General features: G+C 41.7%; 20 protein-coding genes. 16 read left to right on the plus strand and 4 right to left on the minus strand.

Features of this window, described 5'->3' with window-relative positions; genetic code table 11:
* Nucleotides 1-50 precede the first annotated feature (50 nt).
* From pbp2b to HT723_RS03975, 16 genes are all read left to right on the plus strand, one after another.
* Entirely contained in the window at nucleotides 51-2,108 is a 2,058-nt protein-coding gene (gene pbp2b, locus HT723_RS03900) for a penicillin-binding protein 2B (RefSeq protein WP_172934680.1), read from the plus strand.
* Between the two features lie 10 nt (nucleotides 2,109-2,118).
* Nucleotides 2,119-2,715: a recombination mediator RecR gene (gene recR, locus HT723_RS03905; protein ID WP_076984727.1), complete on the plus strand. Its 597-nt coding sequence runs from the start codon at nucleotides 2,119-2,121 to the stop codon at nucleotides 2,713-2,715.
* 175 nt (nucleotides 2,716-2,890) lie between these two features.
* Nucleotides 2,891-3,934: a D-alanine--D-alanine ligase gene (locus HT723_RS03910; RefSeq protein WP_172934681.1), complete on the plus strand. Its 1,044-nt coding sequence runs from the start codon at nucleotides 2,891-2,893 to the stop codon at nucleotides 3,932-3,934.
* Nucleotides 3,935-4,018: 84 nt separating this feature from the next.
* The gene (gene murF, locus HT723_RS03915) at nucleotides 4,019-5,392 is read left to right on the plus strand and encodes a UDP-N-acetylmuramoyl-tripeptide--D-alanyl-D-alanine ligase (protein WP_172934682.1); all 1,374 of its coding nucleotides are present in this window, start codon (nucleotides 4,019-4,021) and stop codon (nucleotides 5,390-5,392) included.
* A gap of 94 nt (nucleotides 5,393-5,486) precedes the next feature.
* Nucleotides 5,487-6,191 (plus strand): TIGR02206 family membrane protein, encoded by a 705-nt coding sequence (locus HT723_RS03920; RefSeq protein WP_001055261.1) that lies wholly within the window; start codon nucleotides 5,487-5,489, stop codon nucleotides 6,189-6,191.
* A 218-nt stretch (nucleotides 6,192-6,409) separates the two neighbouring features.
* A complete protein-coding gene (ftsA, locus tag HT723_RS03925; protein WP_172934683.1) occupies nucleotides 6,410-7,783 on the plus strand; it encodes a cell division protein FtsA in 1,374 nt (457 codons plus the stop codon).
* 16 nt (nucleotides 7,784-7,799) lie between these two features.
* Nucleotides 7,800-9,059 (plus strand): cell division protein FtsZ, encoded by a 1,260-nt coding sequence (gene ftsZ / locus HT723_RS03930; RefSeq protein WP_000144271.1) that lies wholly within the window; start codon nucleotides 7,800-7,802, stop codon nucleotides 9,057-9,059.
* A 4-nt stretch (nucleotides 9,060-9,063) separates the two neighbouring features.
* The gene (locus tag HT723_RS03935; protein WP_001101087.1) at nucleotides 9,064-9,735 is read left to right on the plus strand and encodes a YggS family pyridoxal phosphate-dependent enzyme; all 672 of its coding nucleotides are present in this window, start codon (nucleotides 9,064-9,066) and stop codon (nucleotides 9,733-9,735) included.
* Between the two features lie 9 nt (nucleotides 9,736-9,744).
* Nucleotides 9,745-10,284, plus strand: a complete 540-nt coding sequence (locus tag HT723_RS03940) for a cell division protein SepF (RefSeq protein ID WP_000053381.1) — start codon at nucleotides 9,745-9,747, stop codon at nucleotides 10,282-10,284.
* Nucleotides 10,284-10,547, plus strand: coding sequence for a YggT family protein (locus HT723_RS03945; protein ID WP_000576513.1), 264 nt, complete (start codon nucleotides 10,284-10,286; stop codon nucleotides 10,545-10,547). Before HT723_RS03940 ends, HT723_RS03945 begins: the two co-directional genes overlap by 1 nt.
* Complete coding sequence (locus HT723_RS03950; protein WP_001032411.1) at nucleotides 10,544-11,329, plus strand: RNA-binding protein; 786 nt, start codon at nucleotides 10,544-10,546, stop codon at nucleotides 11,327-11,329. Before HT723_RS03945 ends, HT723_RS03950 begins: the two co-directional genes overlap by 4 nt.
* An 8-nt stretch (nucleotides 11,330-11,337) precedes the next feature.
* Nucleotides 11,338-12,219 (plus strand): DivIVA domain-containing protein, encoded by an 882-nt coding sequence (locus HT723_RS03955; protein WP_050098631.1) that lies wholly within the window; start codon nucleotides 11,338-11,340, stop codon nucleotides 12,217-12,219.
* Between the two features lie 252 nt (nucleotides 12,220-12,471).
* Nucleotides 12,472-15,264 carry an isoleucine--tRNA ligase gene (gene ileS, locus HT723_RS03960; protein WP_172934684.1) on the plus strand — a complete coding sequence of 931 codons (2,793 nt, stop codon included), beginning with the start codon at nucleotides 12,472-12,474 and terminating at the stop codon, nucleotides 15,262-15,264.
* 145 nt (nucleotides 15,265-15,409) lie between these two features.
* Entirely contained in the window at nucleotides 15,410-16,102 is a 693-nt protein-coding gene (locus tag HT723_RS03965; RefSeq protein ID WP_000240129.1) for a phosphoglycerate mutase, read from the plus strand.
* A 118-nt stretch (nucleotides 16,103-16,220) separates the two neighbouring features.
* On the plus strand, nucleotides 16,221-16,922 hold the full coding sequence (locus HT723_RS03970; RefSeq protein WP_023940422.1) for an ABC transporter ATP-binding protein: 702 nt from the start codon (nucleotides 16,221-16,223) through the stop codon (nucleotides 16,920-16,922).
* Nucleotide 16,923: 1 nt separating this feature from the next.
* Nucleotides 16,924-19,632, plus strand: a complete 2,709-nt coding sequence (locus HT723_RS03975) for an FtsX-like permease family protein (RefSeq protein ID WP_172934685.1) — start codon at nucleotides 16,924-16,926, stop codon at nucleotides 19,630-19,632.
* Nucleotides 19,633-19,722: 90 nt separating this feature from the next.
* Here the strand turns inward: HT723_RS03975 and tpx are convergent, their stop codons facing one another.
* From tpx to HT723_RS03995, 4 genes are all read right to left on the minus strand, one after another.
* Entirely contained in the window at nucleotides 19,723-20,214 is a 492-nt protein-coding gene (gene tpx / locus HT723_RS03980) for a thiol peroxidase (protein WP_000256026.1), read from the minus strand.
* A gap of 421 nt (nucleotides 20,215-20,635) precedes the next feature.
* Nucleotides 20,636-21,565, minus strand: a complete 930-nt coding sequence (gene psaA / locus HT723_RS03985; RefSeq protein ID WP_172934686.1) for a metal ABC transporter substrate-binding lipoprotein/adhesin PsaA — start codon at nucleotides 21,563-21,565, stop codon at nucleotides 20,636-20,638.
* Nucleotides 21,566-21,596: 31 nt separating this feature from the next.
* Complete coding sequence (locus tag HT723_RS03990; protein ID WP_172934687.1) at nucleotides 21,597-22,445, minus strand: metal ABC transporter permease; 849 nt, start codon at nucleotides 22,443-22,445, stop codon at nucleotides 21,597-21,599.
* Nucleotides 22,442-23,164, minus strand: coding sequence for a metal ABC transporter ATP-binding protein (locus tag HT723_RS03995; RefSeq protein ID WP_138706136.1), 723 nt, complete (start codon nucleotides 23,162-23,164; stop codon nucleotides 22,442-22,444). The genes HT723_RS03990 and HT723_RS03995 overlap by 4 nt, the downstream gene beginning before the upstream one ends.
* Nucleotides 23,165-23,176 lie beyond the last annotated feature (12 nt).

Below are 23,176 nucleotides of genomic sequence, written 5' to 3' on the forward strand. Positions count from 1 at the left end.
CCTGCGGCTAGCTTCCTAGTTTGCTCTTTGATTTTCATTGAGTATTAGAAATGAGACTAATTTGTATGAGAAGATTTAACAGCCATTCGATTCCGATTCGGCTTAATTTATTGTTTTCAATCATCATTTTACTCTTTATGACCATTATTGGTCGTTTGTTGTATATGCAGGTTTTAAACAAGGATTTTTACGAAAAAAAGCTAGCATCAGCTAGTCAGACCAAGGTCACAAGCAGTTCTGCCCGTGGGGAAATTTATGATGCTAGTGGAAAACCTTTGGTAGAAAATACGTTAAAGCAGGTTGTTTCCTTTACGCGTAGCAATAAAATGACGGCTACAGACTTAAAAGAAATAGCTAAAAAGTTACTGACTTATGTGAGCATCAGTTCGCCAAATTTGACAGAACGCCAGCTGGCTGATTACTATTTGGCTGATCCTGAAATCTATAAAAAAACAGTGGAAGCTCTCCCAAGTGAGAAACGATTGGATTCAGATGGCAATCGCCTATCCGAATCAGAACTGTATAACAATGCGGTCGATAGTGTCCAAGCGAGTCAACTAAACTATACAGAGGATGAACAGAAAGAAATCTATCTTTTTAGTCAGTTAAATGCTGTTGGAAACTTTGCGACAGGAACCATTGTGACAGATCCTCTAAATGATTCTCAGGTGGCTGTTATTGCCTCTATTTCAAAGGAGATGCCTGGCATTAGTATTTCTACTTCTTGGGATCGAAAGATTTTGGAAACTTCCCTTTCTTCTATAGTAGGGAGTGTATCCAGTGAAAAAGCTGGTCTCCCAGCGGAAGAAGCAGAAGCCTATCTTAAAAAAGGCTATTCTCTAAATGACCGTGTTGGAACCTCCTATTTGGAAAAGCAATATGAAGAGACCTTACAAGGAAAACGCTCGGTAAAAGAAATCCATCTGGATAAATATGGCAATATGGAAAGCGTGGATACAATTGAGGAAGGTAGTAAGGGAAACAATATCAAACTGACCATTGATTTGGCTTTCCAAGATAGCGTGGATGCCTTGCTGAAAAGTTATTTTAATTCAGAGTTGGGGAATGGTGGAGCCAAGTATTCTGAAGGCGTGTATGCAGTCGCTTTGAATCCCAAAACAGGTGCTGTTTTGTCTATGTCAGGGATTAAACATGACTTGAAAACGGGAGAGTTGACGCCTGATTCCTTGGGAACGGTAACCAATGTCTTTGTCCCAGGTTCGGTTGTCAAAGCAGCGACCATCAGCTCAGGTTGGGAAAATGGAGTCTTGTCAGGAAACCAGACCTTGACAGACCAGTCCATTGTCTTTCAAGGTTCAGCTCCAATTAATTCTTGGTACACTGCCTTTTCTGTTCCAATGCCGATTACGGCGGTTCAAGCTCTGGAGTATTCATCCAATGCTTATATGGTCCAAACAGCCTTAGGTCTTATGGGGCAAACCTATCAACCCAATATGTTTGTCGGCACCAGCAATCTAGAGTCTGCTATGGGGAAATTGCGTTCAACCTTTGGTGAATATGGTTTGGGTTCTGCGACTGGGATTGACCTACCAGATGAATCTACTGGATTTGTTCCCAAAGACTATAGCTTTGCTAATTACATTACTAATGCCTTTGGGCAGTTTGATAACTATACCCCAATGCAATTAGCTCAGTATGTGGCAACGATTGCAAATGATGGTGTTCGTGTGGCTCCTCGTATTGTTGAAGGCATTTATGGCAATAATGATAAGGGAGGACTGGGCGACTTGATTCAGCAACTGCAACCGACAGAGATGAATAAGGTCAATATATCCGACTCCGATATGAGTATCTTGCACCAAGGTTTTTATCAGGTTGCTCATGGGACTAGCGGATTGACAACTGGACGTGCCTTTTCAAATGGTGCCTTGGTATCTATTAGTGGAAAAACGGGTACAGCCGAAAGCTATGTGGCAGATGGTCAGCAAGCAACTAATACCAATGCGGTGGCCTATGCCCCATCTGATAATCCCCAAATCGCTGTGGCAGTGGTCTTTCCTCATAATACCAATCTAACAAATGGTGTAGGACCTTCCATTGCGCGTGATATTATCAATCTGTATCAAAAATACCATCCGATGAACTAGAAAGGAAATTATGCTTTATCCAACACCTATTGCTAAGCTGATTGACAGTTATTCTAAGTTACCAGGTATCGGGATTAAGACGGCCACGCGTCTGGCCTTTTATACGATTGGGATGTCTGATGACGATGTCAATGAATTTGCAAAAAATCTCCTTTCTGCTAAGAGAGAGCTGACCTATTGTTCCATCTGTGGTCGTTTGACTGATGACAATCCTTGCTCCATTTGTACCGATCCAAGTCGTGACCAGACAACGATTTTAGTTCTTGAGGATAGTCGTGATGTGGCAGCCATGGAGAATATCCAAGAATACCATGGACTCTATCATGTCCTGCATGGCCTCATTTCTCCTATGAATGGTATCAGTCCAGACGATATCAATCTCAAGAGTCTCATGACTCGTCTGATGGATAGTGAAGTTTCAGAAGTAATCGTAGCAACCAATGCTACAGCAGATGGGGAAGCGACTTCCATGTATCTTTCCCGCTTACTCAAGCCAGCTGGGATTAAGGTCACTCGCCTGGCACGAGGCCTCGCTGTGGGAGCAGATATCGAGTATGCGGACGAAGTGACCCTCTTACGGGCTATTGAAAATCGGACAGAGTTGTAAGTGTAGACAAATTTACGAACTCCATTCATTTATAAAAAATCAAAGAGGCTGAAAATCGTTCATATCGGCCTCTTTTTGTATAGTGTGATGAGTAGTATCAGGTTCAAGTTTTAAAAAAACAAGCAAATATGATATACTAAAGAGCGAGTATTCTAGTAGAATTAGGACAAATAATATGAAACAAACGATTATTCTTTTATATGGTGGACGGAGTGCGGAACGCGAAGTCTCTGTCCTTTCAGCGGAAAGTGTCATGCGTGCGGTCAATTACGACCGTTTCACAGTTAAGACTTTCTTTATCAGTCAGTCAGGTGACTTTATCAAAACGCAGGAATTTAGTCAGACTCCAGGTCAAGAGGACCGTCTCATGACCAATGCGACCATTGATTGGGATAAGAAAGTTGCACCAAGTGCCATCTACGAAGAAGGAGCTGTGGTCTTTCCAGTTCTTCACGGTCCGATGGGAGAAGATGGCTCTGTTCAAGGATTTTTAGAAGTTTTGAAAATGCCCTATGTCGGCTGTAATATCTTGTCATCAAGCCTTGCTATGGACAAAATTACGACCAAGCGTGTTCTGGAATCTGCTGGTATTGCCCAAGTTCCTTATGTGGCTATCGTTGAAGGGGATGATGTGACTGCTAAAATTGCTGAAGTGGAAGAAAAATTAGCTTATCCAGTCTTCACAAAACCATCAAACATGGGTTCAAGTGTCGGTATTTCTAAGTCTGAAAATCAAGAAGAACTCCGTCAAGCTTTGAAACTTGCCTTCCAATATGACAGCCGTGTCTTGGTAGAGCAAGGGGTGAACGCCCGTGAAATCGAGGTTGGTCTACTGGGCAACTACGATGTCAAAAGCACGCTACCAGGAGAAGTAGTCAAGGATGTTGCCTTCTATGACTATGATGCCAAGTATATTGACAACAAGATTACTATGGATATCCCAGCCAAGATTAGTGATGATGTGATAGCTGTCATGCGTCGAAATGCAGAAACGGCCTTTCGTGCGATTGGAGGCCTCGGTCTATCTCGTTGCGATTTCTTCTATACAGACAAGGGAGAGGTTTTCCTCAACGAGCTCAATACCATGCCAGGTTTCACCCAGTGGTCAATGTATCCACTGCTTTGGGACAATATGGGAATCAGCTACCCAGACCTAATCGAGCGTTTGGTTGACCTTGCTAAGCAAAGTTTTGACAAGCGCGAAGCGCATTTACTATAAAAATGAAAGAGAGGGTAGAAGCCAGAACCGTCACTGCAAGGTGATCAGAGTTCTAGGACTTCAACCCTTTTTAAAGGAGTAGAAATGAAACTTACAATTCACGAAGTTGCCCAAGCTGTTGGAGCTAAAAATGATGTTAGTCTTTTTGCGGACGCACAGTTAGAAAAGCCTGAGTTTGACAGTCGTTTGATTGGGACTGGAGATTTATTTGTGCCACTTAAAGGTGCGCGTGATGGTCATGACTTTATCGAAACAGCTTTTGAAAATGGTGCAGCACTAACCTTGTCTGAGAAAGAGGTCGCAAATCATCCTTACATTCTAGTAGATGATGTCTTGACTGCCTTTCAGCAACTAGCAGCCTACTATCTTGAAAAAACAGCTGTTGATGTCTTTGCGGTTACGGGTTCAAATGGTAAAACAACGACCAAGGATATGTTAGCTCACTTGCTATCAACAACCTACAAAACTTACAAAACACAAGGCAACTACAATAATGAGATTGGTCTTCCTTACACAGTTCTCCATATGCCTGAAGGAACAGAAAAGTTGGTCTTGGAGATGGGACAGGATCACTTGGGAGATATTCATCTCTTGTCAGAATTGGCTCGTCCAAAAACAGCCATCGTGACCTTGGTTGGAGAAGCCCATTTGGCTTTTTTCAAAGATCGTTCTGAAATTGCTAAAGGGAAAATGCAAATTGTAGATGGGATGGTACCTGGTTCCTTGCTCTTGGCACCAGCAGATCCGATTGTAGAGGACTACTTGTCAGCTGATAAAAAGGTGGTCCGTTTTGGGCAAGGAGCAGAGTTGGAAATCACAGACTTGGTTGAGCGTAAGGACAGTCTGACCTTTAAGGCTAATTTCTTGGAACAAGCCCTCGATTTGCCAGTGACTGGTAAGTACAATGCGACAAATGCTATGATTGCGTCCTATGTTGCCCTACAAGAAGAAGTTTCAGAGGAGCAGATTCGTCAGGCCTTCCAAGGTCTTGAATTGACGCGTAACCGTACCGAATGGAAGAAAGCAGCCAATGGAGCAGATATTTTGTCTGACGTTTACAACGCCAATCCAACTGCTATGAAGCTGATTTTAGAGACTTTCTCTGCCATTCCAGCCAATGAAGGTGGCAAAAAAATCGCTGTCTTGGCGGATATGAAGGAACTTGGTGACCAGTCTATTCAACTCCATAATCAGATGATTTTGAGCCTTTCTCCAGATGTGCTGGATACCGTGATTTTCTACGGAGAAGACATTGCTGAATTGGCCCAACTTGCCAGTCAAATGTTCCCAATTGGCCACGTTTACTATTTCAAGAAAACAGAAGACCAAGACCAATTTGAAGACCTAGTCAAGCAGGTCAAAGAAAGCCTTGGAGTCAATGACCAAATCCTACTCAAAGGCTCTAACTCTATGAATCTAGCCAAGTTGGTAGAAAGTTTAGCAACTGAAGCCAAGTGATTTTGTCAAACATTTACGTATTTCTAAATCCATTTTTGACAAATAGCATGGTATAATAATATGCAGGAAAATTTTGAATTATGAGGAAGACTAGATGAATTTATGGGATATTTTTTTTACAACTCAGCCAACAGAACCACCTAAATTTGACCTTTTTTGGTATGTTAGCCTATTTACGCTCTTAGCCTTGACCTTTTATACAGCCTATCGCTATCGTGAAAAGAAGGTTTACCAACGATTTTTCCAGATTTTACAGGCCGTTCAGTTGATCCTTCTTTATGGTTGGTACTGGGTCAATCATATGCCATTGTCAGAAAGCCTACCCTTTTACCATTGCCGTATGGCTATGTTTGTGGTACTCTTGCTTCCTGGTCAGTCCAAATATAAACAATACTTTGCATTATTGGGAACATTTGGGACATTAGCAGCCTTTGTTTATCCAGTGCCAGATGCTTACCCTTTTCCACATATCACCATTTTATCCTTTATCTTTGGTCATTTAGCACTCTTGGGGAACTCTCTAGTTTATCTATTGAGACAGTATAGTGCGAAATTGCTGGATGTGAAGGGAATTTTTCTCATGACCTTTGCCCTAAATGCCTTGATTTTTGTGGTCAATTTGGTAACAGGTGGGGATTACGGATTCTTGACAAAACCGCCATTGGTTGGGGATCATGGTCTAGTAGCTAATTATTTACTTGTTTCAATTGTGCTGGTAGCTACTATCAGTTTGACTAAGAAAATCTTAGAATTCTTTTTAGCTCAAGAAGCAGAAAAAATGATTGCAAAGAAAGCTTAACACAGAGCTTTCTTTTTTTGTCTTAGAGAGTTTTTACAAGCAGCTTATAAAATAAGAATTTCTGAACATAGAAACTCAAAAATTGGCTGGGAAATTTAGGAAAAAAGCAAGCATGATTAAATTTTTTGTGTTATAATATTCTGTGAATAGCTATGCCTAAGTTTAGCTATGGAATAATACGAAGTGCGAAACTTGGAAGATAGAGAGGATGCGATGTAATGGCTAGAGAAGGCTTTTTTACAGGTCTAGATATTGGAACAAGCTCTGTCAAGGTGCTTGTAGCCGAGCAGAGAAATGGTGAATTAAATGTAATTGGCGTGAGTAATGCCAAAAGTAAAGGTGTAAAGGATGGAATTATTGTTGATATTGATGCAGCAGCAACTGCTATCAAGTCAGCCATTTCCCAAGCAGAAGAAAAGGCAGGCATTTCGATTAAATCAGTGAATGTCGGCTTGCCTGGTAATCTTTTGCAGGTAGAACCAACTCAAGGGATGATTCCAGTAACATCTGATACCAAGGAAATTACGGATCAAGATGTTGAAAATGTTGTCAAATCAGCTTTGACAAAGAGTATGACACCTGACCGTGAAGTCATTACCTTTATTCCTGAAGAATTTATTGTGGATGGTTTCCAAGGGATTCGTGACCCACGTGGCATGATGGGGGTTCGTCTTGAAATGCGTGGTTTGCTTTATACAGGTCCTCGCACTATTTTACATAACCTACGTAAGACAGTAGAACGTGTCGGACTACAGGTTGAAAATGTTATTATTTCACCACTAGCAATGGTTCAATCAGTTTTGAACGAAGGTGAACGTGAATTTGGTGCTACAGTGATTGATATGGGAGCAGGTCAAACGACTGTCGCTACAATCCGTAACCAAGAACTTCAGTTCACACATATTCTCCAAGAAGGTGGAGATTATGTAACTAAAGATATCTCCAAGGTTTTGAAAACCTCTCGCAAATTAGCGGAAGGCTTGAAACTGAATTACGGGGAAGCCTATCCGCCTCTTGCAAGCAAAGAAACCTTCCAAGTAGAAGTTATTGGAGAAGTAGAAGCAGTTGAAGTGACGGAAGCCTACTTGTCAGAAATTATTTCTGCACGAATTAAGCACATCCTTGAGCAAATCAAGCAAGAATTAGATAGAAGACGTCTATTGGAGCTCCCTGGTGGTATTGTCTTAATCGGTGGGAATGCCATTTTACCAGGTATGGTTGAACTTGCTCAGGAAGTCTTTGGCGTCCGTGTCAAGCTTTATGTTCCAAATCAAGTTGGTATCCGTAATCCAGCCTTTGCGCATGTGATTAGTTTATCAGAATTTGCGGGTCAATTAACAGAAGTGAATCTTTTGGCTCAGAGAGCGATAAAAGGTGAGAATGACTTAAGTCATCAGCCAATTAGTTTTGGTGGGATGCTGCAAAAGACAGCTCAGTTTGTACAATCAACGCCTGTTCAACCAGCTCCTGCTCCAGAAGTAGAGCTGGTGGCGCCTACAGAACCAATGGCGGATTTCCAACAAGCTTCACAAAATAAACCGAAATTAGCAGATCGTTTCCGTGGCTTGATCGGAAGCATGTTTGACGAATAAAGAGGAAAAATAAATTATGACATTTTCATTTGATACAGCTGCTGCTCAAGGGGCAGTGATTAAAGTAATTGGTGTCGGTGGAGGTGGTGGCAATGCCATCAACCGTATGGTCGACGAAGGTGTTACAGGCGTAGAATTTATCGCAGCAAACACAGATGTACAAGCATTGAGTAGTACAAAAGCTGAGACTGTTATTCAGTTGGGACCTAAATTGACTCGTGGTTTGGGTGCAGGAGGTCAACCTGAGGTTGGTCGTAAAGCTGCTGAAGAAAGCGAAGAAACACTGACGGAAGCTATCAGTGGCGCAGATATGGTCTTCATCACTGCTGGTATGGGAGGAGGCTCTGGAACTGGAGCTGCTCCTGTTATTGCTCGTATCGCCAAAGATTTAGGTGCTCTTACAGTTGGTGTTGTGACACGTCCCTTTGGTTTTGAAGGAAGCAAACGTGGACAATTTGCCGTTGAAGGAATCAACCAACTTCGTGAGCATGTAGATACTCTATTGATTATTTCAAACAACAACTTGCTTGAAATTGTTGATAAGAAAACACCGCTCTTGGAGGCTCTTAGCGAAGCGGATAACGTTCTTCGTCAAGGTGTTCAAGGGATTACCGATTTGATTACCAATCCAGGATTGATTAACCTTGACTTTGCCGATGTGAAAACAGTTATGGCAAATAAAGGGAATGCTCTTATGGGTATTGGTATCGGTAGTGGAGAAGAACGTGTTGTTGAAGCAGCGCGTAAGGCAATTTACTCTCCACTTCTTGAAACAACAATTGATGGAGCAGAAGATGTGATTGTCAACGTAACTGGTGGTCTCGATTTAACCTTGATTGAGGCAGAAGAGGCTTCACAAATTGTGAACCAGGCAGCAGGTCAAGGAGTGAACATCTGGCTCGGTACTTCAATTGATGAAAGTATGCGTGATGAAATTCGTGTAACAGTTGTTGCAACAGGTGTTCGTCAAGACCGCGTAGAAAAGGTTGTGGCTCCACAAGCTAGACCGACTACTAACTACCGTGAGACAGTGAAACCAGCTCATTCACATGGCTTTGATCGTCATTTTGATATGGCAGAAACAGCTGAATTGCCAAAACAAAATCCACGTCGTTTGGAACCAACTCAGGCATCTGCTTTTGGTGATTGGGATCTTCGCCGTGAATCGATTGTTCGTACAACAGATTCAGTCGTTTCTCCAGTTGAACGCTTTGAAGCCCCAATTTCACAAGATGAAGATGAATTGGATACACCTCCATTTTTCAAAAATCGTTAAGTAAATGAATGTAAAAGAAAATACAGAACTTGTTTTTCGAGAAGTTGCAGAGGCTAGTCTGAGTGCTCATCGAGAGAGTGGTTCAGTCTCTGTCATTGCAGTTACCAAGTATGTAGATGTACCGACAGCGGAATCCTTGCTTCCGCTAGGTGTTCATCATATCGGTGAAAATCGTGTCGATAAGTTTCTGGAAAAATATGAAGCTTTAAAAGATCGAGATGTGACTTGGCATTTGATTGGTACCTTGCAAAGACGTAAGGTGAAAGATGTCATACAATTTGTCGATTATTTCCATGCCTTGGATTCAGTAAAGCTAGCGGAGGAAATCCAAAAAAGAAGTGACCGAGTCATCAAGTGTTTCCTTCAAGTAAATATTTCTAAAGAAGAAAGCAAGCACGGTTTTTCGAGAGAGGAACTGCTGGATATCTTGCCAGAGTTAGCCAGACTAGATAAGATTGAATATGTTGGTTTAATGACGATGGCACCTTTTGAGGCTAGAAGTGAGCAGTTGAAAGAAATTTTCAAGGCGACCCAAGATTTACAAAGAGAAATCCAAGAAAAACAAATTCCAAATATGCCTATGACCGAGTTAAGTATGGGAATGAGTCGTGATTATAAAGAAGCGATTCAATTCGGTTCCACCTTTGTTCGTATAGGTACAGCATTTTTTAAGTAGGAGAGAACCATGTCTTTAAAAGATAGATTCGATAGATTTATAGATTATTTTACGGAGGATGAGGATTCAAGTCTCCCTTATGAAAAAAGAGATGAGCCTGTGTTTACTCCAGTAAATTCTTCACAGGAACCGGCTCTCCCAATCACTCAAACTCCACAATCAGCTGGAACAAAGGAGAACAATATCACCAGACTTCATGCAAGACAACAGGAATTGGCAAATCAGAGTCAGCGTGCAACGGATAAGGTCATTATAGATGTTCGTTATCCTAGAAAATATGAAGACGCAACAGAAATTGTTGATTTATTGGCAGGAAACGAAAGTATCTTGATTGATTTTCAATATATGACTGAAGTGCAGGCTCGTCGTTGTTTGGATTACCTGGATGGGGCTTGCCATGTTCTAGCTGGAAGTCTGAAAAAAGTAGCTTCTACCATGTATCTGTTGACACCAGTGAATGTTATTGTGAATGTAGAAGATATTCGTTTGCCAGATGAAGATCAACAGGGTGAGTTTGATTTTGATATGAGACGAAATAGAGTACGATAATGATTTTTTTAATTCGTATGATTTATAATGCAGTGGATATTTACTCCCTGATTTTGGTAGCCTTTGCTGTCATGTCTTGGTTTCCAGGCGCCTACGAATCCAGTTTGGGTCGTTGGATTGTAGCGTTGGTAAAACCAGTGCTTGCTCCCTTGCAACGCCTGCCTTTACAGATAGCGGGCCTTGATTTATCTGTTTGGGTTGCGATTGTTTTGGTTCGATTTTTAGGAGAAAACCTAGTCCGTTTTCTGGCGATGATAGGATGAATAAAGGGATTTATCAGCATTTCTCCATAGAAGATCGTCCCTTTCTTGACAAGGGAATGGAATGGATAAAGAAGGTAGAAGATAGCTATGCTCCTTTTTTAACTCCTTTTATCAATCCTCATCAGGAGAAGCTATTAAAGATTTTGGCCAAAACCTATGGTCTTGCTTGTAGCAGTAGTGGGGAATTTGTCTCGAGTGAGTATGTTCGAGTTTTATTATACCCAGATTATTTCCAACCAGAGTTTTCAGATTTTGAAATATCTCTTCAGGAAATTGTGTATTCCAATAAATTTGAACATTTAACGCATGCTAAGATTTTAGGGACAGTCATCAATCAATTAGGGATTGAACGGAAACTTTTTGGAGATATCCTAGTAGATGAAGAACGGGCGCAGATTATGATTAATCAGCAGTTTCTTCTTCTCTTTCAAGATGGATTAAAGAAAATTGGCCGTATACCTGTTTCGCTGGAGGAACGTCCTTTCGCCGAGAAAATAGATAAGCTAGAACAGTATCGAGAACTGGATTTATCTGTGTCTAGTTTTCGATTAGATGTTCTTTTATCAAATGTTTTGAAACTATCTAGGAATCAAGCAAACCAGTTGATTGAAAAGAAACTTGTCCAAGTAAATTATCATGTGGTAGACAAATCAGATTACACTGTTCAAGTTGGAGATTTGATTAGTGTGAGAAAATTTGGTCGCTTGAGATTACTTCAAGATAAGGGACAAACGAAAAAAGAGAAGAAAAAAATAACCGTCCAGTTATTATTAAGTAAGTGAGGAATAGAATGCCAATTACATCATTAGAAATAAAGGACAAGACCTTTGGAACTCGATTCAGAGGCTTTGATCCAGAAGAAGTCGATGAATTTTTAGATATTGTGGTTCGTGATTACGAAGATCTTGTTCGTGCGAATCATGATAAAGATTTGCGTATTAAGAGTTTAGAAGAGCGTTTGTCTTACTTTGACGAAATGAAAGATTCATTGAGCCAGTCTGTATTGATTGCCCAAGACACAGCTGAGCGAGTGAAACAAGCAGCACATGAACGTTCAAACAATATCATTCATCAAGCAGAGCAGGATGCGCAACGCTTGTTGGAAGAAGCTAAATATAAGGCAAATGAGATTCTTCGTCAAGCAACGGATAATGCTAAGAAAGTTGCTGTTGAAACCGAAGAGTTGAAGAACAAGAGCCGTGTCTTCCACCAACGTCTTAAATCTACAATTGAGAGTCAGTTAGCTATTGTTGAATCTTCAGATTGGGAAGATATTCTCCGTCCAACAGCTACTTATCTTCAAACCAGTGATGAAGCCTTTAAAGAAGTGGTTAGTGAAGTACTTGGAGAACCGATTCCAGCTCCAATTGAGGAAGAACCAATTGATATGACACGTCAATTCTCTCAAGCAGAAATGGCAGAGTTACAAGCTCGTATTGAGGCAGCCAATAAAGAATTGGCTGAATTTGAAGCTCAGGCTAAACAGGAAGTGGGAAATCCAACTCCTGTAGTGAGTCCTCAAATGGAAGAAGAGCCTGCTCATCCAGTTGGTCCAATGTATGAAGAGCCAGAAGTAGCTCCAGTACATCCTTCGGCTCCAACACCAGCTACAGAAACATTTGATTCAGCACCAGGATTTGAAGCACCGCAAGAATCCGTTACAATTTTATAAGAAATATTCTGAGAACAATATCTTATCCTTATATTTCCAGCGAGCAGGAGATGGTGTGAGTCCTGTAATCCCTATTGATAAGATTATCCTCTCAAAAACTCAAGTCTGAAGTTAGTAGGATTTGACGTTCCCCACGTTACGGGATAAGAGGGAGAAAGACTAAATCTTTTTCCGAATAAAGGTGGTACCACGATTTTCGTCCTTTTTGGCAGTCGTGGTTTTTAATTTGTGATTATTTATAAAGGAGATACCATGAAACTCAAAGATACCCTTAATCTTGGGAAAACAGCTTTCCCAATGCGTGCAGGCCTTCCTACCAAAGAGCCAGTTTGGCAAAAGGAATGGGAAGATGCAAAACTTTACCAACGTCGTCAAGAATTGAACCAAGGAAAACCTCATTTCACCTTGCATGATGGCCCTCCATACGCGAACGGAAATATCCACGTTGGACACGCTATGAACAAGATTTCAAAAGATATCATTGTTCGCTCAAAATCTATGTCAGGATTTTACGCGCCATTTATTCCTGGTTGGGATACTCATGGTCTGCCAATCGAGCAAGTTTTGGCAAAACAAGGTGTCAAACGCAAAGAAATGGACTTGGTTGAGTACTTGAAACTTTGCCGTGAGTACGCTCTTTCTCAAGTAGATAAACAACGTGAAGACTTTAAACGTTTGGGCGTTTCTGGTGACTGGGAAAATCCATATGTGACCTTGACTCCTGACTATGAAGCAGCCCAAATCCGTGTCTTTGGTGAGATGGCTAATAAGGGTTATATCTACCGTGGTGCCAAGCCAGTTTACTGGTCATGGTCATCTGAGTCAGCCCTTGCCGAAGCGGAAATTGAATACCATGATTTGGTTTCAACTTCCCTTTACTATGCCAACAAGGTAAAAGATGGCAAAGGTGTTCTAGATACAGATACTTACATCGTTGTTTGGACAACTACTCCATTCACCATCACAGCTTCTCGTGGTTTGACGGTTGGTGCAGATATTGATTACGTTTTGGTTCAACCTGCTGGTGAAGCTCGTAAGTTTGTCGTTGCTGCAGAGTTGTTGACTAGCTTGTCTGAAAAATTTGGTTGGGCTGATGTTCAAGTCTTGGCAACTTACCGTGGTCAAGAACTCAACCACATCGTAACAGAACACCCATGGGATACAGCTGTAGATGAGTTGGTTATCCTTGGTGATCACGTTACTACTGACTCTGGTACTGGTATTGTCCATACAGCCCCTGGTTTTGGTGAGGACGACTACAATGTTGGTATTGCTAATGGTCTTGAAGTCGCAGTGACTGTTGACGAACGTGGTATCATGATGAAGAATGCTGGTCCTGAGTTTGAAGGTCAATTCTATGAAAAGGTAGTTCCAACTGTTATCGAGAAACTTGGTAACCTCCTTCTTGCCCAAGAAGAAATCTCTCACTCATACCCATTTGACTGGCGTACTAAGAAACCAATCATCTGGCGTGCAGTACCACAATGGTTTGCCTCAGTTTCTAAATTCCGCCAAGAAATCTTGGATGAAATTGAAAAAGTGAAATTCCACTCAGAATGGGGTAAAGTCCGTCTTTACAATATGATTCGTGACCGTGGTGACTGGGTCATCTCTCGTCAACGTGCTTGGGGTGTTCCACTTCCTATCTTCTACGCTGAAGATGGTACAGCGATCATGACTGCTGAAACGATTGAACATGTAGCTCAACTCTTTGAAGTACATGGTTCAAGCATTTGGTGGGAACGTGATGCTAAGGACCTCTTGCCAGAAGGATTTACTCATCCAGGTTCACCAAATGGTGAGTTCAAAAAAGAAACAGATATCATGGACGTTTGGTTTGACTCAGGTTCATCATGGAATGGAGTTGTAGTAAACCGTCCTGAGTTGACTTACCCAGCAGATCTTTACCTAGAAGGTTCTGACCAATACCGTGGTTGGTTCAACTCATCACTCATCACATCTGTTGCCAATCATGGTGTAGCACCTTACAAACAAATTCTGTCACAAGGATTTGCCCTTGATGGTAAAGGTGAGAAGATGTCTAAATCTCTTGGAAATACCATTGCTCCAAGCGATGTTGAAAAACAATTCGGTGCTGAAATCTTGCGTCTCTGGGTAACAAGTGTTGACTCAAGCAATGACGTACGTATCTCTATGGATATCTTGAGCCAAGTCTCTGAAACTTACCGTAAGATTCGTAACACTCTTCGTTTCTTGATTGCCAATACATCTGACTTTAACCCAGCTCAAGATTCAGTAGCTTACGATGAGCTTCGTTCAGTTGATAAGTACATGACGATTCGCTTTAACCAGCTTGTCAAGACCATTCGTGATGCCTATGCAGACTTTGAATTCTTGACAATCTACAAGGCCTTGGTGAACTTTATCAACGTTGATTTATCAGCCTTCTACCTTGATTTTGCCAAAGATGTTGTTTATATCGAAGGTGCCAAATCACTCGAACGCCGTCAAATGCAGACTGTTTTCTATGACATTCTTGTGAAAATCACCAAACTCTTGACACCAATCCTTCCTCACACTGCGGAAGAAATCTGGTCATACCTTGAGTTTGAAGCAGAAGACTTCGTTCAATTGTCAGAATTGCCAGAAGCGGAAACTTTTGCTAATCAAGAAGAAATCTTGGATACATGGGCAGCCTTCATGGACTTCCGTGGACAAGCACAAAAAGCCTTGGAAGAAGCTCGTAATGCAAAAGTTATCGGGAAATCACTTGAAGCACACTTGACAGTTTATCCAAATGAAGTTGTGAAAACTCTACTCGAAGCAGTAAACAGCAATGTAGCTCAACTTTTGATCGTGTCTGAGTTGATCATCGCAGAGGGACCAGCTCCGGAAGCTGCCCTTAGCTTTGAAGATGTCGCCTTCACTGTTGAACGCGCTGCAGGCCAAGTCTGTGACCGTTGCCGTCGTATTGACCCAACAACAGCAGAACGCAGCTACCAGGCAGTCATCTGTGACCACTGTGCAAGCATCGTAGAAGAAAACTTTGCGGACGCAGTCGCAGAAGGATTTGAAGAGAAGTAAGGTTGTTGTATGATACTAAGAAGGAAAAGGATTGCCAAACAGTCCTTTCCTTTTTGGTTTTGACTAGCTTTTTTGTGAAAAATTGTGTAGAATAGAATAGATAAACGAGGGGAAACCTCGGAAAATTTGAAGGAGAATCCATCTAATGGTAAAATTGGTTTTTGCTCGCCACGGTGAGTCTGAATGGAACAAAGCTAACCTTTTCACTGGTTGGGCTGATGTTGATTTGTCTGAAAAAGGTACACAACAAGCGATTGACGCTGGTAAATTGATCAAAGAAGCTGGTATCGAATTTGACCAAGCTTACACTTCAGTATTGAAACGTGCTATCAAAACAACGAACTTGGCTCTTGAAGCTTCTGACCAATTGTGGGTTCCAGTTGAAAAATCATGGCGCCTGAACGAACGTCACTACGGTGGTTTGACTGGTAAAAACAAAGCTGAAGCTGCTGAGCAATTTGGTGATGAGCAAGTTCACATCTGGCGTCGTTCATACGATGTATTGCCTCCAAACATGGACCGTGATGATGAGCACTCAGCTCACACAGACCGTCGTTACGCTTCACTTGACGACTCAGTAATCCCAGATGCTGAAAACTTGAAAGTGACTTTGGAACGTGCCCTTCCTTTCTGGGAAGATAAAATCGCTCCAGCTCTTAAAGATGGTAAAAACGTATTCGTAGGAGCTCACGGTAACTCAATCCGTGCCCTTGTAAAACACATCAAAGGTTTGTCAGATGACGAGATCATGGACGTGGAAATCCCTAACTTCCCACCATTGGTATTCGAATTCGACGAAAAATTGAACGTTGTTTCTGAATACTACCTTGGAAAATAAAAAAATGTAAGTCTAGAATTGATTTCTAGGCTTTTTGTTTTTGTTCCCAGTTTCCAATGGCTTGAAAAAGCGATATAATGATAGTAGGAAGTAATTTGTTTAAGAGAGGGTGGCACTGATGGCTTATATTGAGATGAAACACTGTTACAAGCGTTATCAGGTTGGGGACACGGAGATTGTGGCCAATCGCGATGTGAATTTTGAAATTGAAAAGGGTGAATTGGTTATTATTCTAGGTGCGTCTGGTGCAGGCAAGTCAACGGTTCTTAACCTTCTTGGGGGAATGGATACCAATGATGAGGGGGGAATCTGGATTGATGGTGCCAATATTGCAGATTATAGTTCCCACCAGAGAACCAATTATCGTAGAAATGATGTGGGGTTTGTTTTTCAGTTTTATAATCTAGTTTCCAATTTGACTGCTAAGGAAAATGTGGAGTTGGCTTCTGAAATCGTGACAGATGCTTTGGATCCTGAGCAGGTTTTGACAGATGTAGGTCTGGCTCATCGTCTCAATAATTTTCCAGCCCAGCTTTCTGGAGGGGAGCAACAGCGAGTCTCCATTGCACGCGCAGTAGCCAAAAATCCTAAAATCCTCCTTTGTGATGAACCGACTGGAGCCTTGGATTATCAGACAGGCAAGCAAGTCTTGAAGATTCTCCAAGACATGTCTCGTCAAAAGGGAGCGACGGTGATTATCGTGACTCACAATGGAGCTTTGGCGCCCATTGCTGATCGCGTGATTCATATGCACGATGCCAGTGTCAAGGATGTGGTGCTCAACCAGCATCCTCAGGATATTGACAGTTTGGAGTACTAGCATGATCAAGCGAAAAACTTATTGGAAGGACTTAATTCAGTCCTTCACAGGCTCCAAGGGGCGTTTTTTATCCATCTTGATCCTGATGATGTTGGGATCTCTAGCCTTAGTCGGTCTCAAAGTGACTAGTCCCAATATGGAGGCGACAGCTAATGCTTATTTAACAACTGCTCAAACCTTGGATTTGGCAGTTATGTCTAATTATGGTTTGGATCAAACAGATCAAGAAGAACTAGAACAGATAGAGGGCGCAGAGGTTGAGTTTGGCTATTTGACAGATGTGACTATGGAAAATGGGCAGGATGCCATTCGGCTGTACTCCAAACCAGAGCGAATTTCAACCTTTCAGCTAAGAGAGGGACGACTTCCTCAGTCAGACAAGGAAATCGCTTTGGCCAGTCATCTGCAGAGTCAATATAGTGTGGGCCAGGAGATTAGTTTTAAAGAAAAAGAAGAGGGTCATTCCTCTTTAAAAGACCATACTTATACCATTACTGGTTTTGTGGATTCGGCTGAAATCCTCTCCCAGCGAGATATGGGCTACGCAGGAAGTGGAAGTGGGACTCTGACAGCCTATGGGGTCATTTTACCTAGTCAGTTTGATCAGAAAGTTTACAATATAGCACGCTTAAAATATCAAGATTTGTCAGGTTTAAATGCTTTTTCAGCAGCTTATGAAGAAAAATCCAAGCAACATCAGGAAGACCTTGAACAAGCTTTGTCAGATAATGGTAAGGCACGTCTGCAACTCTTGAAAAAAGAAGGACAAGAGTCTCTCGATAAGGGGCAAGAGACCCTTAATAAGGCTGAGACTAATTTGCAGGAAGGTAAGCGTCGTTTAGCAGCTGCTCAAGCTCGTTTACAGACTCAGGAAAGTCAACTAGCCTTGCTTCCTCAAGCTCAAAGAGACCAGGCTAGTGCTCAATTTACCCAAGCCAAGCAGGAATTGAGCAAGGAAGAGGATAGACTAAAGCAGGCCGAACAAAATCTAGCCCAAGAAAAGGAACACTTAGAAAAACATCAGCAAGTCTTGGATGACTTGGCGGAGCCCAAGTATCAAGTATATAATCGTCAGAACATGCCAGGTGGTCAGGGCTATCTCATGTATAGCAATGCTTCATCCAGTATTCGAGCAGTGGGCAATATCTTTCCTGTGGTTCTTTATGCCGTAGCAGCTATGGTGACCTTTACAACTATGACTCGTTTTGTGGATGAAGAGCGAACTCATGCAGGGATTTTTAAGGCCTTGGGCTATCGCAGTAAGGATATTATCACCAAGTTTCTCCTTTATGGACTAGTAGCTGGGACTGTCGGAACGGCTCTAGGTAGTATACTTGGTCATTATTTGCTAGCCAGTGTAATTTCAAGTGTCATTACAAAAGGCATGGTGGTGGGAGAAACCCAGATTCAGTTCTATTGGATCTATAGCTTACTAGCTCTTGTCTTGAGTTGGTTGGCGAGTGTGTTACCAGCCTATCTGGTGGCTTGGAGGGAACTTCATGCCGAAGCAGCCCAGCTTCTACTGCCTAAACCACCTGTCAAAGGAGCTAAAATCTTACTGGAGCGCATCGGTTTTATCTGGCGTCGTCTCAGTTTTACCCATAAGGTAACAGCCCGTAATATCTTCCGTTATAAACAGCGGATGTTGATGACGATCTTTGGTGTGGCAGGTTCAGTCGCTCTGCTTTTTGCAGGTTTGGGAATTCAATCCTCTGTAGCAGGAGTTCCGTCTAGACAGTTTCAACAAATCCAACAGTATCAAATGATTGTCTCTGAAAATCCTAGTGCGACCAATCAAGACAAGGCAGAGTTGGAAGAAGTGTTGAAAGGGCAAGATATCCATGCTTACCAAAAAATCTATTCTAAAACGCTAGACAAGGATTTCAAAGGTAAGGCAGGTCTTCAGACTATTACCCTTATGATGACAGATAAGGAAGATTTGACGCCCTTTATCCATCTGCAACATCATCAGCAGGAGCTGATATTAAAAGATGGCGTCGTTATTACAGCTAAACTCGCCCAGCTGGCAGGTGTCAAGGTTGGGGAGAACCTAGAAATTGAAGGTAAGGAGCTAAAGGTCGCTGCCATTGCTGAGAACTACGTTGGTCATTTTATTTATATGAGTCAGACTGACTATGAGCAAACTTACGGACAGTTACCCCAATCCAACACTTATTTGGTCTCGTTAAGGGATACCAGTGCTACTAGTATCGAAAGACAGGCCGGCTTACTTATGAATCAAGCTGCGGTGTCCAGCGTCGTCCAGAATGCTTCAGCCATTCGCCTCTTTGACTCCGTTGCTAGCTCACTCAATCAGACCATGACTATCTTGGTCATCGTGTCGGTTCTATTGGCTATTGTTATCCTCTACAATCTGACCAATATCAATGTGGCTGAGAGAATCCGTGAACTCTCCACTATCAAGGTTCTCGGCTTTCATAATAATGAAGTCACCCTCTACATTTATCGTGAGACGATTGTGCTGTCCCTTGTTGGAATCGTACTTGGTCTGGTAGCTGGTTTCTATTTACACCAATTTTTGATTCAAATGATTTCGCCTGCGACTATTCTCTTTTATCCACAGGTAGGCTGGGAAGTATATGTAATCCCAGTGGCAGCAGTAAGCATCATTTTGACCTTACTTGGTTTCTTTGTCAATTATCATCTGAGAAAGGTTGATATGTTAGAAGCTCTGAAATCTGTAGAGTAAGGTAGTTATTTTTAGCTGATTGAACTTCTACTTACTAATATTCAAAAATCCTCCGTTTCAAAGAGAACTCTTTGTGACAGAGGATTTTTTCTATAGGGCTTTGGCAGCTGCAATTGCGGCTTCGAAGTTTGGCTCAGAGTTGATATTGTCCACGTATTCAACATAGCGAATAGTGTTGTCAGTATCGAGGACAAAGACTGCGCGTGCCAATAGGTGCCACTCATTGATTAAGAGGGCATAATCACGTCCAAAAGAATGGTCGAAATAGTCTGAAAGCATGATGGCATTTTCAATGCCTTCAGCACCGCACCAACGTTTCTGAGCAAAAGGCAGGTCCATGGAAACAGTCAAGACAACCGTATTGTCCAGTCCAGCCAGTTCTTCATTAAAGCGACGCGTTTGAGTTGAGCAGATGCCTGTATCGATAGAAGGCACGACACTCAAGACTTTTTTCTTGCCATCAAAATCAGCCAGAGATTTTTTAGAAAGGTCTGTTGTAGTGAGAGAAAAATCAAGCGCCTTGTCGCCGACTTGTAGTTGTTTACCTGTAAAGCTCACAGGATTTCCGAGAAAAGTTACCATAAGATACTCCAATCTTTTTTCTTCCATTTTAGCTGAAACAGTCGGAATTTTCCAATGATTTGACCGGAAATGTGGGCATAGAAAAAACGCCAGCTCATGTGAGAATGACGTTTTTCAGATTTTTTATCTATTTGATATTTCTCGAAGGTAGTGCGGACGGGAGCAACTTCCTTCGGAACTTCATCCCTAATTTTTGAGCCCTAGGGCTCAAAAATTCCGTCCTAGATAAGATCAAAGTTCTTATCTAGGATACCACTACAGTGAGAAATATCTGGTAAAAACTCACTTCGTTCGTACTGATTTAAGAAATCTTTATTCTTATAAACGCTGTTTTGTAGCTAGAGATAGAACTAACAAAGCTAGTATTAGAAGTAATGTAAAGAGAGACAAGAACCTAGTAATAGATAAACTAATATCTAGATTATTTTGCCAATCCTTCAGCAATCTTGTCAAGGTTGTATTTCATCATGTTGTAGTAGCTGTCGCCTTCTTTACCTTGTTCTGCGATAGAGTCAGTAAAGATTTGTGCGTAGATTGGGATGTTTGTGTCTTGAGAAACAGTTTTCATTGGACGGTCATCCACACTAGATTCTACAAAGAGTGATGGAACTTTTGTTTGGCGAAGTTTTTCAACCAAGGTCTTGATTTGTTCAGGAGTTCCTTCTTCTTCAGTATTGATTTCCCAGATGTAGGCACTTGGGACACCGTAGGCTTTAGAGAAGTATTTGAAGCATCCTTCGCTGGTTACAATGAGTTTTTTCTCAGCAGGGATGTTGTTAAATTTCTCCTTAGCTTCCTTGTCAAGTTTGTCTAGCTTATCAGTATATTCTTTGAGATTTTTTTCGTAGAATTCCTTGTTGCTAGGGTCTTTAGCGCTCAATTGTTTTGCGATGTTTTTAGCAAAAATCATACCGTTTTCAAGGTTAAGCCAAGCGTGTGGGTCTTCTTTACCTTTTTCGTTTTGGCCTTCAAGGTAGATAACATCAACGCCTTCGCTGACTGCAAAGTAGTCTTTGTTTTCAGTTTTCTTAGCATTTTCTACCAATTTTGTAAACCAAGCATTGCCACCTGTTTCAAGGTTGATACCGTTATAGAAAATGAGGTCAGCCTCAGAAGTTTTCTTAACGTCTTCAGGAAGTGGTTCGTATTCGTGTGGGTCTTGACCAACAGGAACGATACTGTGAAGATCAATCTTATCACCAGCAATATTTTTAGTAATATCAGCGATGATTGAGTTTGTAGCAACAACTTTTAGTTTTTGACCAGAAGCTGCATCTTTTTTTCCACTAGTACATGCTACAAGAGCGATGACGGAAAGAAAGAGAACGAGTAATGTACCTAATTTTTTCATTAGATCCTCCAATTTATTGGGGTTTTGCCCCTTATTTTAACAAATGTTTATTTTTTAGTTTCAAATATCGTTGTTTTGGAGCGATAAAGAAGCTAATGAGAAAGAAACTAGCAGCTGTGAGCACGATACTAGAACCTGCCGCAACGTTAAAGCTATAACCGATAAAGAGTCCCAAAACTGAAGCAGTAGCTCCAAAGGTTGAGGAAAGGAAAATCATACTTTTCAGGCTATTAGCATACAGATAAGCAGTTGCAGCTGGGGTAATCAGCATGGCTACAATCAGGATAGTTCCAACACTTTGCATGGCTGTCACAGACACGAGAGTCAGGAGTATCATGAGGAGGTAGTGATAGAAATTGACAGGCATTCCCATGGCTTTAGCCAGAAGTTCATCAAAGGAAGTTATCAAGAGTTGCTTGAAGAAAATCCAGATTAACAAGAGAATGACCGCCCCTACGCCCATAGTGATAAACATATCCGTATCTTGGACGGCTAGAATATTACCAAAAAGGATATGGAAAAGGTCAGTTGAACTTTTAGCGACACTAATCAAGATGATACCGAGGGCTAAGAAAGAAGAAAAGGTAATGCCGATGGCGGTATCGCTTTTGATAATCGAGTTCCCCTTGATGTAGGTAATGATGATGGCAGCTAGCAATCCAAAGACAATGGCTCCGATAAAGAAGTCAAGGCCCAAGATGAAGGAGAGGGCTACACCTGGTAAGACAGCATGTGAAATAGCATCTCCCATGAGTGACATCCCACGTAGAATGATGAAACATCCCACAGCTCCAGCTACGACCCCGACGACAATAGCTGTTATCAAGGCATTTTGTAGGAAATGGAATTTTTGCAATCCATCGATAAATTCTGCAATCATAGGTCACCTCCATTGAAAAAGAGTCGATTACCGTAAGCTTCTTTGAGATTGGCTTCGGTAAAGGTTTCTTTGGTTGGACCAAAGGCGATCACTTCTCGATTGACAAGTAAGACTTGATCGAAGTAGTGGGAAACCTTGCTGAGGTCGTGGTGAACGATGAGAACCGTCTTACCAGCTTTTTTCAAATCTCTCAGCGTATTCATGATGATTTCCTCACTGACAGAGTCAATCCCAACAAAGGGTTCATCCAAGAGGATATAATCGGCTTCCTGCACCAAACATCTGGCAATCAAGACCCGCTGGAATTGACCTCCAGACAGTTGACTGATTTGACGTTCAGCGTAGTCAGCTAGGCCGACGATTTCAAGGGCTTCCTCTACTTTTTTCCAATGTTTAGCATTTAAACTGCGAAAGAGAGGAATAGAAGGAAATAGTCCTAGCGAGACACATTCCTTGACCTTGATGGGAAAGTTGTAGTCGATATTGATTTTTTGTTCGACATAGGCAATTCGGTGTAAGGATTTTTTAACTTCCTTGTCATCGAGAAATGCCTGACCTTGATGTGGGATAATTCCCAGCATACCTTTTAATAATGTTGATTTTCCAGCGCCGTTTGGACCAATGATTCCGATAATTGTTGGTCCTTGGAGCACTAGTGAAATATCCTTAAGTGCCAACGTTTCTTTGTAGGAGACACTGAGGTTTTCGATACGTATCATAAACTTGTATTC

Origin of the sequence: Streptococcus sp. 2106, from assembly GCF_013277315.1 — a bacterium.
In the GTDB taxonomy this organism is placed as follows: domain Bacteria; phylum Bacillota; class Bacilli; order Lactobacillales; family Streptococcaceae; genus Streptococcus; species Streptococcus pseudopneumoniae.

What these genes read in the sequence shown, in the direction of transcription:
- HT723_RS03975 (WP_172934685.1), top strand. Translation starts at nt 16,924, where the DNA reads ATGATCAAGCGAAAAACTTATTGGAAGGACTTAATTCAGTCCTTCACA.
- ftsA (WP_172934683.1), top strand. Translation starts at nt 6,410, where the DNA reads ATGGCTAGAGAAGGCTTTTTTACAGGTCTAGATATTGGAACAAGCTCT.
- HT723_RS03940 (WP_000053381.1), top strand. Translation starts at nt 9,745, where the DNA reads ATGTCTTTAAAAGATAGATTCGATAGATTTATAGATTATTTTACGGAG.
- HT723_RS03990 (WP_172934687.1), bottom strand. Translation starts at nt 22,445, where the DNA reads ATGATTGCAGAATTTATCGATGGATTGCAAAAATTCCATTTCCTACAA.
- HT723_RS03955 (WP_050098631.1), top strand. Translation starts at nt 11,338, where the DNA reads ATGCCAATTACATCATTAGAAATAAAGGACAAGACCTTTGGAACTCGA.
- HT723_RS03910 (WP_172934681.1), top strand. Translation starts at nt 2,891, where the DNA reads ATGAAACAAACGATTATTCTTTTATATGGTGGACGGAGTGCGGAACGC.
- psaA (WP_172934686.1), bottom strand. Translation starts at nt 21,565, where the DNA reads ATGAAAAAATTAGGTACATTACTCGTTCTCTTTCTTTCCGTCATCGCT.
- HT723_RS03945 (WP_000576513.1), top strand. Translation starts at nt 10,284, where the DNA reads ATGATTTTTTTAATTCGTATGATTTATAATGCAGTGGATATTTACTCC.
- recR (WP_076984727.1), top strand. Translation starts at nt 2,119, where the DNA reads ATGCTTTATCCAACACCTATTGCTAAGCTGATTGACAGTTATTCTAAG.
- murF (WP_172934682.1), top strand. Translation starts at nt 4,019, where the DNA reads ATGAAACTTACAATTCACGAAGTTGCCCAAGCTGTTGGAGCTAAAAAT.
- HT723_RS03970 (WP_023940422.1), top strand. Translation starts at nt 16,221, where the DNA reads ATGGCTTATATTGAGATGAAACACTGTTACAAGCGTTATCAGGTTGGG.
- ileS (WP_172934684.1), top strand. Translation starts at nt 12,472, where the DNA reads ATGAAACTCAAAGATACCCTTAATCTTGGGAAAACAGCTTTCCCAATG.
- pbp2b (WP_172934680.1), top strand. Translation starts at nt 51, where the DNA reads ATGAGACTAATTTGTATGAGAAGATTTAACAGCCATTCGATTCCGATT.
- HT723_RS03965 (WP_000240129.1), top strand. Translation starts at nt 15,410, where the DNA reads ATGGTAAAATTGGTTTTTGCTCGCCACGGTGAGTCTGAATGGAACAAA.
- HT723_RS03950 (WP_001032411.1), top strand. Translation starts at nt 10,544, where the DNA reads ATGAATAAAGGGATTTATCAGCATTTCTCCATAGAAGATCGTCCCTTT.
- tpx (WP_000256026.1), bottom strand. Translation starts at nt 20,214, where the DNA reads ATGGTAACTTTTCTCGGAAATCCTGTGAGCTTTACAGGTAAACAACTA.
- ftsZ (WP_000144271.1), top strand. Translation starts at nt 7,800, where the DNA reads ATGACATTTTCATTTGATACAGCTGCTGCTCAAGGGGCAGTGATTAAA.
- HT723_RS03935 (WP_001101087.1), top strand. Translation starts at nt 9,064, where the DNA reads ATGAATGTAAAAGAAAATACAGAACTTGTTTTTCGAGAAGTTGCAGAG.
- HT723_RS03920 (WP_001055261.1), top strand. Translation starts at nt 5,487, where the DNA reads ATGAATTTATGGGATATTTTTTTTACAACTCAGCCAACAGAACCACCT.
- HT723_RS03995 (WP_138706136.1), bottom strand. Translation starts at nt 23,164, where the DNA reads ATGATACGTATCGAAAACCTCAGTGTCTCCTACAAAGAAACGTTGGCA.